Annotated in this window: 11 protein-coding genes and 1 tRNA gene; 1 reads left to right on the plus strand and 11 read right to left on the minus strand. The window is 60.0% G+C overall.

Annotated elements, in window-relative coordinates:
* Window position 1: 1 nt before the first annotated feature.
* Window positions 2-1,588, minus strand: a complete 1,587-nt coding sequence (locus tag AB1495_RS14155) for a murein L,D-transpeptidase (RefSeq protein WP_074634879.1) — start codon at window positions 1,586-1,588, stop codon at window positions 2-4.
* 355 nt (window positions 1,589-1,943) lie between these two features.
* On the opposite strand from AB1495_RS14155, the gene AB1495_RS14160 reads away from it, so the two are divergent.
* Window positions 1,944-2,513, plus strand: coding sequence for a DUF882 domain-containing protein (locus tag AB1495_RS14160; protein WP_037944325.1), 570 nt, complete (start codon window positions 1,944-1,946; stop codon window positions 2,511-2,513).
* 82 nt (window positions 2,514-2,595) lie between these two features.
* Here the strand turns inward: AB1495_RS14160 and AB1495_RS14165 are convergent, their stop codons facing one another.
* The 10 genes from AB1495_RS14165 to acuI all read right to left on the minus strand — a co-directional run bounded on the left by AB1495_RS14165 (window position 2,596) and on the right by acuI (window position 12,838).
* Entirely contained in the window at window positions 2,596-3,051 is a 456-nt protein-coding gene (locus AB1495_RS14165; protein WP_244268836.1) for a YqaA family protein, read from the minus strand.
* A gap of 65 nt (window positions 3,052-3,116) precedes the next feature.
* Window positions 3,117-3,206 (minus strand) — tRNA-Ser (locus AB1495_RS14170).
* 82 nt (window positions 3,207-3,288) lie between these two features.
* Complete coding sequence (locus AB1495_RS14175; protein WP_074634878.1) at window positions 3,289-4,008, minus strand: alanyl-tRNA editing protein; 720 nt, start codon at window positions 4,006-4,008, stop codon at window positions 3,289-3,291.
* Window positions 4,005-6,347 carry a DUF3772 domain-containing protein gene (locus tag AB1495_RS14180; RefSeq protein ID WP_074634877.1) on the minus strand — a complete coding sequence of 781 codons (2,343 nt, stop codon included), beginning with the start codon at window positions 6,345-6,347 and terminating at the stop codon, window positions 4,005-4,007. Before AB1495_RS14180 ends, AB1495_RS14175 begins: the two co-directional genes overlap by 4 nt.
* Window positions 6,344-7,378: a cysteine synthase A gene (locus AB1495_RS14185; protein WP_005853660.1), complete on the minus strand. Its 1,035-nt coding sequence runs from the start codon at window positions 7,376-7,378 to the stop codon at window positions 6,344-6,346. The genes AB1495_RS14180 and AB1495_RS14185 overlap by 4 nt, the downstream gene beginning before the upstream one ends.
* Window positions 7,379-7,392: 14 nt before the next feature.
* Window positions 7,393-8,526 carry an NUDIX domain-containing protein gene (locus AB1495_RS14190; protein ID WP_074634876.1) on the minus strand — a complete coding sequence of 378 codons (1,134 nt, stop codon included), beginning with the start codon at window positions 8,524-8,526 and terminating at the stop codon, window positions 7,393-7,395.
* Window positions 8,527-8,530: 4 nt separating this feature from the next.
* Window positions 8,531-8,971, minus strand: coding sequence for a TrgA family protein (locus AB1495_RS14195; protein WP_005853664.1), 441 nt, complete (start codon window positions 8,969-8,971; stop codon window positions 8,531-8,533).
* Window positions 8,972-9,003: 32 nt separating this feature from the next.
* Window positions 9,004-10,212: a cyclopropane-fatty-acyl-phospholipid synthase family protein gene (locus AB1495_RS14200; protein WP_037964449.1), complete on the minus strand. Its 1,209-nt coding sequence runs from the start codon at window positions 10,210-10,212 to the stop codon at window positions 9,004-9,006.
* A 77-nt stretch (window positions 10,213-10,289) separates the two neighbouring features.
* Window positions 10,290-11,711, minus strand: coding sequence for a deoxyribodipyrimidine photo-lyase (locus AB1495_RS14205; RefSeq protein WP_074634875.1), 1,422 nt, complete (start codon window positions 11,709-11,711; stop codon window positions 10,290-10,292).
* Between the two features lie 134 nt (window positions 11,712-11,845).
* Window positions 11,846-12,838: an acryloyl-CoA reductase gene (gene acuI, locus AB1495_RS14210; protein WP_074634874.1), complete on the minus strand. Its 993-nt coding sequence runs from the start codon at window positions 12,836-12,838 to the stop codon at window positions 11,846-11,848.
* Between the last annotated feature and the right edge of the window lie 37 nt (window positions 12,839-12,875).

Consider the following 12,875-nt stretch of genomic DNA (forward strand, 5'->3'; position numbering starts at 1 on the left):
GTTAACCCTGAACCGCGCCCAATGCCACCCCCGCCTTGCTTAGCGCATCCCAGATACGGCCATCGCGACCATAGATGTCGGCGCGATACTGCGTATGGCCGCGCGGTGTGGTGAAGGCGGTGCGGTAGATGATGTGGACCGGCACTTCGGTATCCAGATGGACGAAAGTCTCGCGGCCTGTGGCCAGTTGCCGTTTGAAATAGGCGACAGGATCAGCCGCTTGCGGGGCCAGCAGCGTATAGGCGAAATCAAACGGATCGGCGAGCCGCACGCAGCCGTGGCTAAAGGCACGAACGTCGCGGTCAAACAGGCTCTTGGAGGGCGTGTCGTGCAGGTAGATGTTGTATTTGTTGGGGAAAATGAACTTCACCAACCCAAGCGCATTGGTCCGCCCCGGCTTTTGGCGCATGCCATAGGGGAAGGTGCGCGCTGTATAACGGCTAAAGTTCACAGACCCACGGCTGATGATCCGGCCACGATTATCGATCAGATCAATATGACCCGCGGCATTGGGGTTGCGCTGCATTGAGGGCAGATATTCCTTGGTCACGATCGACCGCGGCACCGTCCACGTCGGGTTGATGACGATATATTCCATCACATCCGAGAATTCAGGCGTCAGACGGTCCGATTGGTTCGCCCCCACGACCGAGCGTGTCTCGAAGGTGACCTGCCCGTTGTCGACAACGGACGTGGTGAAGGCGGGGATATTGACCAGCACGTGACGTGCGCCGCGTTCCTTGTTCAGCCAGCGTTCACGCTCCATCGCGACGATGACGGATTGCAGCCGCGTCTCGACGCTCTTGTTGATCTCGGCCATGGTGCCGGAGCCGGCAACGCCGTCCTCATTCAGACCGTGATCTTTTTGAAAGCTGCGCACCGCCTCTTGCAAAGTGGCGTCATAGGTCATCACGTTGGACCGTTTCAGATACCCCATCGACATCAACCGGTTGCGCAGCGCGACCACTTGCGTGCCTTGCGCCCCAGGCTTGAGCGAGGATGCAGGCACCGCGGGGCCCCAACCGCCTTGGGTCAGCAAATGCTCCATCCGCAGCTTTTCACGCATAAGGGCGTTATACTCCATCGTCCGCGGGCGCAGATTGCGCAGGAACGGTGTGGGATCGGAGGAGATGAAATCGGTGATATAGGTCTGACGGTCGCGGTATGGCACTTCGCGCACGATGGACGGATCAATGCGCGACGGCACCAGCACACCGGTTTGCAGATCACGGGCGTATTGCAGGAAAACGCGCGTCATCTCGACCTCGGCCAGCCCGCGATCCCGCGGGGTCTGCGCGTTTTTGAGCTTTTCCATCAGCCCTTGAGGGTCATAGCGTGCGACGGGCAGCCCGTGCAAATCAGCCGCGCGGATCGCTGACATAAGTGCGGCACGTCGGGCGCGCTGTGTCTCTGTCGCTTCGGTCCAGATCGGTGCATAGCCGTGGGTCCGGTAGTAGGCGGCGATATCCTCATCCCGCGCGGCGGCTTCGGCAACGGCCTGTTTGAACGCGGTCACCTGCGCAAAAGCGGGCTGCGGCGCGGTAAAGAGTGTCAGAGCGGTGGCAGCCGCCCCCAGAAAACCTGCCATGCGGCGAAATTTCCGCGATTGAATGCTTAAAATACGAGTCATTGATTCCCCCGAAATCGGTGAGCTTTGGATTTCCTAGATAGGCAGGGAACCCTATGCTCTTGTCCAATAACAATGCCCGTGAACTGAAAACTAAGGATAAATTGATGCTTATCGGCATCGCCCCTGTGGCAAATATGAACAACCAACTAAGGGTTGCGCAAAAATTCGCCTAAATTTGTTGATGGATGGAACCTTTTCGATTCAGCACTTGGTTCAAGAATCGCGCTATGCCATAAATTGTTGCATCTGGGGATCGATGGAAAACTCCGTGTAACATCATGGAACCAAAGGCAGAAGACGGGACATACAATCAATGACTGGTAAGAGCACTTCGGGCATGACCCGGCGCTCCGTATTGGGCGCATTCGCAGCGACAGCCGTAGCAGCGGCACCGACCTTCGCAAACGCAGCAGGATTTTTGCGTGGGGCCGGCGATATTCGTCGCATCAAGATGTATTCCGGCCGGACCGGCGAACGCATCGACATGATCTATTGGATCGAAGGCAACTACATCAAAGATGCCGTATCCGAGCTGAACTATTTCATGCGTGACTGGCGTACCGATGGCGTCAAATCGATGGACCTGCGCACCGTGGACATTATGGCCGCGTCGCATAACCTTCTGGATGTGTCCGAGCCCTATATGCTTCTATCCGGCTACCGCAGCCCGCAGACCAACGCGATGCTGCGTTCCAGATCGCGCGGTGTGGCCAAGAACTCCCTCCATATGCGTGGTCAGGCGGCTGACCTGCGTCTGGCATCGCGTTCGGTGAACCAGATGGCACGTGCGGCGATTGCCTGTAACGGTGGCGGTGTTGGTCGCTATTCCGGCTCTAACTTCGTGCATATGGATTGCGGTCAGGTGCGTAACTGGGGCGGCTAAGCGCCAGAGGACGACCACGGAAACAAAGCGCCCTCGGGCGCTTTTTTCGTTTCAAGACAACGCGCTATTCGGTCTCTTTCGCTCAGCCGATCCACACGAGCGTTACCCAGGCCAGCACCCCATAGCGCAATGCTTTGCCGATGCCGACGATTGCGACGAAGGACCAAAGCGGCTCTCTTAGCACCCCTGCGGTGACGGTCAGCGCATCGCCAACAACCGGAAACCAGCTGACCAGCAGCGACCAGCGGCCATAGCGCGCATACCACATCTCGGCCCGCGCCATTTGCGACGGGGATGCAGGAAACCAGCGCTTGTGCTGGAACCGCAGCACCGCGTGCCCCAGCCCCCAATTCACCACCGACCCCAAGACATTGCCCACCGTGGCAACCGCCAGCAACCCCAGAACCCCGTGCTGGCCATGGATCATCAGCCCGACCAGCACCGCTTCGGATTGCATCGGTAGAATCGTCGCTGCAAGAAAGGCGACCGCGAAAAGGCTCAGGTAACCGGTCATTGACGCGCCCGAACCAACGGGCATCTGACGACCCGTTCGGGGCATCGAAACCGATCACCGTAGAGGCGGAATATATCGTAAGGGGGGTATGGCGGACAGACAGGGATTCGAACCCTGGAGACGGTCTCCCGCCTACACACTTTCCAGGCGTGCGCCTTCGACCACTCGGCCACCTGTCCATTGAGGGGGTGTTTAACGTGACCTGCAGGCGGGGTGCAAGGGGTAAAACGCGCGAATTTCAACAAGATTTCAATGCGCCGTTCAGCTGTCGAGATGGACGTAGATCCGGCGGGTGCCGCGCCCCTTTTTCTCAATCTTGCCAAGGCGTACCGCGCCAATCTCTCCGGTGCGGGCAACGTGGGTACCGCCGCAGGGCTGCAGGTCGATCCATGCGTCACCCTCTCCGATTTGCACCAGACGTACGTTGGCCGCCGTGACCGGTGGTGCGACAGATAACGTCTTGACCAGTTCAGGCGCGGCTTGGAGTTCCTCTTGGGTGATCCAGTGATCCGTAATCGGCAAATCCTGCGCGATATAGGACGCCAACGCGTCCTCGATGCCGTCGCGATCCTCTGGCGCATCGGCAAGGTCAAAGTCGAGCCGCCCATGCGTGGCAGAGATTTGCCCTCCCACCACGGGGAACGGCACGACCACGGACAACAGATGCAGCAGGCTGTGCACCCGCATATGCCGGTGCCGGCGGTCCCAATCCAGCTTCTGCGTGACATGGGTGCCCGGCTGGGGGATTTCCTCGGGTTCGGCCGGAACCAGAATGATGGATCCGTCCAGCCCCTTGACCGTTGTCGCGATCGGCATGCGCTGCTTGTCCCAGTTCAGCCAACCGCTGTCCCCCGGTTGCCCGCCGCCCGTGGGATAGAACACCGTCTGGTCCAGCACGATCCCGCCCTCGTCGGTGATGGCGATGACTTTGGCGGCGCTGTCGCGGGCATAGGCGTTGGTGAGGTAGATCGGCTCGTTCAACTGTCCACTCCATCCTGCTTAGAGGGTTTTTCGCCCGCGCGGGTGCGCAGCCATACGTCCCGCTGGGGAAAGGGCACCTCGATGTTTTCGGCGGCAAAGCGTTCGACGATGGCGTGGTTGATATCGCTTTTGACCGACATCATCCAATTCACGTCCCGCAGGAAGGCCCGGATCTCGAACTCCAGCGCGTCGGCCCCGAAACGCACCAGCAGCACATTAGGCGCGGGGTTCGCAAGCACCAGCGGCTGGTCCTCCGCGATCTCGCGCAGGATCGCTTCGACACGGCGGGTATCGGTGCCATAGGCCACCCCGACCGAAATGATGACCCGCCCCACGGTATTGCCACGGGTAAAGTTGGTCACCGTACCGCTGACCAGATCGGCGTTCGGGACAATGACATCGGTGCGGTCAAAGGTTTCGATCCGCGTGGACCGTACCGAAATATCGCGTACATATCCGGACTTGCCACCGACCTCGATCCAGTCACCTTCGGAAATAGGGCGTTCGATCAGCAGGATGATCCCTGAGACGAAGTTGCTGACGATGTTCTGCAGACCGAAACCGATACCGACCGACAGCGCACCGGCAACGATGGCAAGAGAGCTAAGGTCAATGCCCGCCCCCGTAATCGCGGCCAGCGCGGCCAGAAAGATCCCGACATAGCCCAGCCCCGACAGCAGCGCGTTCTGCCCGCCGATGTCGATCTTGGTCTTGGGCAGGACATTGCTGCGCAGCGCCCCTTGCAGCAGCCGCGTGAGCAGATAGCCGATCGCAAAAATCACCGCGAAGGCCAGCAGGTTCGACGGCGAGATCTGGCTTTCCCCGATGGTGAACCCGCGCGAGAATGCGGCCCATAACTCGGTCAGGTCCGCGACCCGTGCGCCCCAGACCAGCGCAAGCACAGGCATCGCCAACAACAGCAAAATCAGACCGAAGAACAGCGGCATCAGCGCTTCGCGTGCGGCAATGCCCTGCCCCGTGATCGCGCCATAGACATCCGCAGAAAAGCGTTGCAGCGCCATGACCAGCCCCAGCACCGCCAGTGTCGTCACATAGGGACGCAGGATCGCATCCGACAGATCCTGATAGCCAAAGGCATACAGCAGCGGTGCCACCACAGAGACCGCAATAGCCCCCAGCCCGGCACTGCGTACAACCCGCGCATGGGACGACGCTTTGGTCATGCCATCGGCGTCTGGCGTATCCTCTTCGGGTTCACGGTAGCTGCGCAGGATACGACCGATCTGGAACAGCGCGAGGCTGGTCAGCACCGCCAGCGGGAATTGCACCACCGCGCGTGTTGCCAAGCTGGGGTCGCCGATTTCAAGCACCGTCAGCGCGACGATCGACAGGATCATCACGAAGGTGATCGCGTTCACGTAGAGCCGTGCGGATTTACGTTGCTGTGCAGACAGCGGCAAAAGCGCTTCGTCTTCTTCGCGGGCAAAGACCCGTTCGGACACCCAGCGGAACCCGAAGATAAGCAGGCCAATCAGCGGCAGCAATTCAACGACCTGTGTCGCGCGTGCGCCCAGAAAACCCGATTGCCGTGCCGCGATGGTCAGCAGGTAGAGCCCCACCAGCGGGAACAGGATGCGCAACAGGGAAACGACAAAGCGCCAGATCCCCATGCCGCGCGCCTGATGAACGCGCAGGGTATGCGCAATCTTCATCGCCCAGACACGGCCGCGGAACAGCAACAGCAAGCCTGCAATACCCGCGAAGAAAACGGTCGGCAGGTTGTTTTCCAACGTATTCAGCGCGCTGTCCGTATCCTGTTCAGCACTTTCCTGCCAGAAAGCGGCAAACGCATCCTGCATCTCGACCAGCGCGGGGCCCCAATAGGCGGGGTTCAGCGGCGACGGCGTGGTGCGTAACAGCCGTTCGGTCTGGCGTTCGCGAATGATCTTGTCGATCTCGCGCACCAGCCCGTCTGCGCGCAGAAACTCGCGCTCTGCGATCTGCACGGGGGCCAGCAGGGTGTTCAGCTGCTGGTTGATGTCGGCGCGGGTCTTGGCCACCTCTGGCGCTTCGGGTTCGGCATTTTCGCCCTCGGGCGCTGTGCCCAAGGCGGCAAGCTGGTCGCGCAGCGCGGCGATACGTTCAGCGTTCAGCGAGCGCGCGGCCTCGAACTCGGACCGGTAGTTGACGATACGCCCGCGCAAGCTGTCGAGTTCGGAAGTCGGTGTGTCGGCCTCTTCAACCGATTGTTCCGCCTTGACCGCAACACTATCCCATTGCTCCGCCGTTTCTTCGACGTCGGTCTGCGCGAAAGCCGCGGTCGTCAGGCAAAGCGCCAGAAGACCGCAGGCCAGAAGCCCCCTGAGCGTCGCGATCATTGGTCTTCGAAGACGCCAGGAATGGATTGTGGGGCGCGGTCCAGCCAAGCGGGCACGGGCAGATCTTTTTCGCGCAGGAAGTCGGGGTTGAACAGTTTCGACTGATAGCGCGTGCCAAAGTCGCACAGGATCGTCACGATGGTATGCCCCGGCCCCATATCCTTGGCCAGACGCACCGCACCGGCGACGTTCACACCCGACGACGCCCCAAGGCAAAGCCCTTCGTGTTGCAGCAGGTCAAAGACATAGGGCAGCGCCTCTGCGTCCGAGACGTTGTAGCTGAAATCGGGCGTGAACCCTTCGAGGTTCTTGGTGATGCGGACCTGACCGATACCTTCTGCGATTGATCCGCCTTCGGCGACCAGTTCGCCCTTGGTGTAATAGTTATGCAGCGCGGCCCCGTCCGGGTCGGCAATCGCGATTTTCACGCCTTTGGGCTGCAACGCCATGCCGATCCCGGCCAGCGTGCCGCCGGATCCTACCGCACAGCAGAACCCGTCAACCTTGCCGCCGGTCTGCTCCCAAATCTCGGGGCCGGTGGTTTCGATATGCGCCTGACGGTTGGCGACGTTGTCGAACTGGTTGGCCCAGATCACACCTTCATTCGTGGTGCGCGCCAGTTCATTCGCGAGCCGTTCCGAGTAGCGCACAAAGTTGTTGGGGTTGCGGTAGGGTGCCGCGGGCACCTGCACCAGCTCGGCCCCGGCAAGGCGCAGCATGTCTTTCTTTTCCTGACTTTGCGTTTCAGGAATGACGATCACGGTTTTGAACCCCATCGATGCGCCGACCAGTGCCAACCCGATACCGGTGTTGCCTGCCGTGCCTTCGACAATCGTGCCGCCGGGTTTCAGCGTGCCCTTCGCGATGGCATCCTGAATGATGAACAGCGCAGCACGGTCCTTGACCGACTGGCCGGGGTTCATGAATTCTGCCTTGCCGTATATCTCGCAGCCGGTTTCCTCGCTCGCCTTGCGCAGACGAATAAGAGGGGTGTTGCCAATGGCCTGCGCCAGATCAGATGCGACGTGCATGGGATGCTCCTAAATCAAGTTACATCCGGTGTAGCGGCGGGCGCTTCCAACCTCAAGCGTTCCCGATGCCGCGCAAGCCAGTAAGCGGCAATCACCAGCGGCGCATTGGCAGCTTCAAGCTGGTCTACCATCGTCATCAGCGCATCAAAGCCGATGAGATGGGACCGGATATCCTCGTTTTCGGCCTCAAGCCCGTTCACGCCGGTGCTATCATCGGGCAAATCGGCAAGGCCCAGATAGATATAGAAAAATTCCGTAGAATCCCCCGGAGAGGCATAGACTTCCGCGATTTTTTCAAGCTTGCGCAGGGTCAGACCCGCTTCTTCCTGCGCTTCGCGGTGCGCGGCGTCTTCGGGGCTTTCGCCCGGATCAACACGGCCCGCGATGGGTTCAAGCTGCCACTGCGCGCGATCCCCCCGCGCCACCGGCCCCATGCGCAGCTGCTCTACCAGCATCACCCGATCCCGCACCGGATCATAGGGCAGCACCAAGGCGGCATCGGTCGCGACGAAGACCGCACGCTCCAGCACATCGGTCATCGTGCCGTCGAAACGCTCGTGCGCGAGGTGATATTCGTTCAGCGCGAAATAATTGGTATAGGCGCGGTCAATCCGGTCGATCCGGACCTTGCCGTCCAGCGTCCCTGCCCCGTGTTTCGACCGAAGCGCATTCACCTGCGCCGCTGCCCGCGACCGGATCATCGGGAACATCTGCGCCACGCGGTCGGCGGTGTAGACGCCGAAATAATCCATCACCTCGCGCGCGGCAAAGCAGCTAAGCGCACCCCAATCTGCCTGCCACTGCGTCAGCGACCACGGGTCACGTGTTGTCCATTGATCGGGCCGCGCGAAATAGCCCAAAGCCTTTGCGCCGCTTTCCAACGTGATTTCTTGCAGGTCGTAGGCAAAGCTGCCCTCGTAGAAATTCAACCGGTCCAGATCGTTCTGCCCCAGCCCGCGCAGCAACACCCCTTCGGTGGATTGGCCCGGCGCTGGCACGATGCAGGGGAACGGCCCCTCGACCACGGACAAGGCGATGTGATCCGGCAAACGGTCCGGCGAGATGTCAAGCCGGTCCGCCGCGCGCCCCATCACGATTTCAAGAAGCGGCACATGGCGCAACGACCCATAGAGGAAAAGATCTGTCATCGGCTCAAGGGAACTTGCTGTCGATAAGGTTTGTGATCACGCCACTGACGGCACCGCCAATCAACACGACCGCGATGATCGGCACCGTCGCCATGATCAGGAAGTATTCGGCACCGATACCGATCATGCCCACCAGCGCCTCTCCGACACCGCCATAGCGGTGCATCATCGCATTCTCGATCATCTCGCGGCCTGCCTGGATGAACAGCCCCCAGAACACCAGAACCACGGCACCGGTCAGCCCGATGGTGATCCCTTCGGAAACGCCACCGCCCGCACGGGCCCCCATGACTCGCCACCCGACCGCGAGCCCGAGGGCAATATTGGTGGGAATGAAATACCCGAACTGGGTGGATTCAGGCATCAGGGGCATGATCATGCGCGAAAGGGCAAAGCCCATCAGCGCCAGGCAGAAAGCGGCTGTCAGGCGGGCAGCGGTCGGCATCGGGATTTCCTTAGACTACAAGCAATGCGCCCTCAGGCCGGACGCTTCACGGTAATCTGTGTCACATCGCAATTGCCGCTGTCAAAGGTAGACGCGCAAGAGGTGAGGTAGAAATCCCACATCCGCTTGAAGCGTTCGTCAAAGCCCATGCGCGCGATCTCTTCCCACTTCTCATTGAAGGTCGTATGCCAGCGGCGCAGCGTGACGTCGTAACTTTTCCCGAATTCGATAGACTTTTCAACGGCTAGTCCGGCATTCTCAACCTGTTGCTTCAACACCGTGGGGCTTGGCAGCATCCCCCCTGGGAAGATATATTTCTGAATGAAATCAACGCCTCGCTTGTAAACCTTCCAGCGACGATCCGGCACGGTGATGATCTGCAAGGTTGCTTGACATCCAGGTTTAAGACAGGCGTGCAACGTATTGAAATAAGACGGCCAGTACTGCTCCCCAACGGCTTCGAACATCTCGATGCTGGCAATACCATCGTAGGTGCCACGCTCGTCACGGTAATCTTGAAGCTTGAACTGAACAACATCGGCCAAGCCCGCGTTTTCAATACGTTCTTTGGCGTAGTTAAACTGCTCTTTGCTGATCGTGAGGCAGGTGACCTTGAGCCCGCGTTCCTTCGCTGCATATTCAGCGAAACCGCCCCAGCCGCAGCCGATTTCCAGCACATGGTCCCCAGCCGAGACCCCCATTTGATCCACCATAGAGGCATATTTCGCAGTCTGCGCCGCCTCTAGCGATTGTTGAAAGCCGTCCTCGAAAAGCGCGCTTGAATAGGTCATCGTGTCATCAAGCCACAATTTGTAGAAATCATTCCCCAAATCATAGTGATAGCTGATGTTCTTACGCGCTTGCTTCTTGCTGTTGCGCTGCAACCAGAAGCGCAGGGATTCAAATTTGCGGATCAACCCCATGCCGGGGAATGAATCGTAGATATCCTCATTCGCATGGGCCACGTCCATAAAGGCCTGCAGGTCCGGTGTGCTCCACCATTCGTCAAGGTAGGCATCGCTGAAACCAAGATCACCCTCCCTGATAAGACGCGCAAACAAGTCATTGTTATGGATACGAATTTCCGCAATGGGCAACGGGTTCTTTCCGGTTGCGCGAAAGCACCGCCCGTCGGGCAAAACAAAGTCGACCTGCCCGTTTTGCATTTCCTGCGCCATCGCAAAAACACGCGAGAAATATCGTGGAAGGGCAGTCTGCCCCTCGGTGCTGGTCAAAATCATTCGCTCTCCTGTATGCGCTCGGACGCGTATCTTATTGGTTTATGGGTGTTACGTGGGAGATCCACGTTTCATAAAGGTTAAAAGTTTCGCCCCTTATAGGCTTCAAGGGCTCGTTCGCGCCCTTCGTCCAGCGCGATGATCTTTTCGGGATAGTCATCATCCGCCGACAGGGGCCAACTGCGCGGGATCGCATCAAAGAATGCAAGCGCGTCCTTATGCGGATTGGCACGCCCTTCGGCGATCCAGCGACTGGCGTAGTCTCTATTCTTATCAAATTTATCCAGCTGTGTCTCGGGGTTGAACACGCGGAAATACGGGGACGCGTCCGGCCCCGACCCCGCCGCCCATTGCCACCCCATCGCATTGCTCGCGGGGTCCCAGTCGATTAGGCAATGTTCAAACCACTTTTGCCCGATGCGCCAGTGACACATCAAATGTTTCGTCAGATAGCTCGCGACGATCATGCGGCCCCGGTTATGCATGCGGCCGGTGACATAGAGCTCGCGCATGGCGGCATCGACAAAGGGTTCGCCCGTGCGCCCCTGTTTCCAGGCTTTCACCTCGGCACGGCGTTCATCCTCGTTCCAGGGGAAGGCATCCCATTCCTCGCGCCAGTTATCGGTCAGCATCCGTGGCGTGTGATGCATCAGGTGATAGGCAAACTCGCGCCACACCAGCTCTTTCAGAAAGGTCTCCGCCCCCTGTTTGCCGTCGTGCAGCGCGCGCTGTGCAGCGTGCCAGCATTGATGCGGACTAATCTCACCCAGCGACAGGTTCTCGGAAAGGTTCGACGTGCCATCGGTGCCGGGAATGTCACGGGTCTGCTTATAGTCGGCCACCCCATGCGCCATGAAGGCCCCCAGCCGCGACTGCGCGGCTTTTTCACCCAGACAGACAAACCGGCGTACCACATCGGCACCACGGTCCATCGCAGCCCCCAAGCCCCACCCGTCCAGCGCATCACTGTCGGGCCAGCTTTCCGGCGCGGGCAGGTCTGAAGGCGCGGACAGCGGCGGTTCAACATCGCGGGTTTTGACGTTGTTCCAGAACGGCGTATAGACCTTATAGCAGTCGCCCGCCTTGGTCTCGACCGTCCAGGGTTCGAACATAACGTGCCCCCCAAAGGATTTCGCCTCTATCCCGTCGTTGCACAGGGTCTCTTTGATCTTGCTGTCGCGCTGCACGCTGTCCGGATCATAAAGCCGCGACCAATAGACGGCACCCGCGCCCGTCTCCTTGATCAGAGCCTGTAATACCTCAAGCGCATCGCCTTCACGCAAGATCAGCCTGCTCGACACCCCCTCAAGACTGTCCGCCAGCGCCCCGATCCCCAAACCCAGACGCCATTTCGGTGCCGCGCCAAGGGCGTCGACACTCTTGTCCTTGATAAAGACGGGTATCACGGGCCGCCCCGCGTTTGCAGCGGCAGATAGGGCCGGATGATCGCTAAGCCGCAGATCGCGGCGATACCAAAGAAGGATGGGACTTTTATCGGACATGTCACACTTTGCGTTAAGGTGATGCAAAGCTAGTGCTGCCCCCGCAAGGTCAAGGCCGTACCTGTCCCTAAATACGCCAAACGGCGACCCCAAGGGGCCGCCGCCAGACAAATCGTAGCCGTCGTGCCGGTGGTTTAGCCGTTCACATCAACCACAACACGGCCCCGCACCTGACCGTTCAGGATGTCTGCCCCCAGCTTGGGCAGATCGCTCAGCGTTGCAGGCACGACCATATCCTCAAGCTTGGACAGTGGCAGGTCTTTCCCGATCCGTTGCCATGCGCGCAGACGGTTGTCATAGGGTTGCATGACGGAATCGATCCCCAGCAGGTTCACACCGCGCAGCAGGAAGGGGATCACCGTGGCCGGCAACCCTGCCCCACCCGCGAGCCCGACAGCTGCGACCGAACCGCCGTATTTCATCTGCCCCAAGACCCGCGCCAGCATCTCGCCGCCCACGGCATCAATGCAACCGGCCCAGGTTTCGGATTCCAGCGGACGTTTAACGGTTTCATTCAACTCTTCCCGTGCGACGATCTGCGTGGCACCGAGCGATTTTAGATAATCCGCCGTATCCGGGCGGCCCGTCACACCGGCGACCTCGTGACCCAATGCAGCAAGGATGGCGACCGCGACCGACCCCACGCCACCGGCGGCACCCGTCACCAGTACAGGCCCGTTGCCTGGCACCAGCCCGTGATCCTCCAGCGCCATGACAGACAGCATCGCGGTAAAGCCCGCCGTGCCCACGGCCATGGCTTGGCGGGTATCCAGCCCCTCGGGCAGCGGCACCAGCCAGTCTGCCTTCACACGCGCCTTTTGCGCATAACCGCCCCAATGGGCCTCGCCCACACGCCAGCCGGTCAGCACGACCTTGTCACCGGGTTTGTAGCGATCATCGTCCGATGCCTCCACGGTGCCTGCGAAATCGATACCGGGAATATGGGGATACTTGCGCACCAAGCCGCCGCCCGGCCCGATGCACAGCCCGTCCTTGTAGTTCACGGTCGAATATTCGACAGCAACGGTCACATCCCCCTCGGGCAAACGGTCAAGGTCGATCTGGGTGACCTCGGCATGGGTCTTGCCGGTGTCCTCATCCTTATTCACCATCAACGCATCAAACATCATTCCTCCTGTCTCGGACCGCTATTCAGGGCCCGCT

It is taken from the genome of Sulfitobacter pontiacus (genome assembly GCF_040790665.1).
GTDB classification, from domain to species: domain Bacteria; phylum Pseudomonadota; class Alphaproteobacteria; order Rhodobacterales; family Rhodobacteraceae; genus Sulfitobacter; species Sulfitobacter pontiacus.

Coding starts and splice junctions, on each gene's coding strand:
- AB1495_RS14155 (WP_074634879.1), bottom strand. CDS start 1,588: ATGGCAGGTTTTCTGGGGGCGGCTGCCACCGCTCTGACACTCTTTACC.
- AB1495_RS14160 (WP_037944325.1), top strand. CDS start 1,944: ATGACTGGTAAGAGCACTTCGGGCATGACCCGGCGCTCCGTATTGGGC.
- AB1495_RS14165 (WP_244268836.1), bottom strand. CDS start 3,051: ATGCCCGTTGGTTCGGGCGCGTCAATGACCGGTTACCTGAGCCTTTTC.
- AB1495_RS14180 (WP_074634877.1), bottom strand. CDS start 6,347: ATGATCGCGACGCTCAGGGGGCTTCTGGCCTGCGGTCTTCTGGCGCTT.
- AB1495_RS14185 (WP_005853660.1), bottom strand. CDS start 7,378: ATGCACGTCGCATCTGATCTGGCGCAGGCCATTGGCAACACCCCTCTT.
- AB1495_RS14190 (WP_074634876.1), bottom strand. CDS start 8,526: ATGACAGATCTTTTCCTCTATGGGTCGTTGCGCCATGTGCCGCTTCTT.
- AB1495_RS14195 (WP_005853664.1), bottom strand. CDS start 8,971: ATGCCGACCGCTGCCCGCCTGACAGCCGCTTTCTGCCTGGCGCTGATG.
- AB1495_RS14200 (WP_037964449.1), bottom strand. CDS start 10,212: ATGATTTTGACCAGCACCGAGGGGCAGACTGCCCTTCCACGATATTTC.
- AB1495_RS14205 (WP_074634875.1), bottom strand. CDS start 11,711: ATGTCCGATAAAAGTCCCATCCTTCTTTGGTATCGCCGCGATCTGCGG.
- acuI (WP_074634874.1), bottom strand. CDS start 12,838: ATGTTTGATGCGTTGATGGTGAATAAGGATGAGGACACCGGCAAGACC.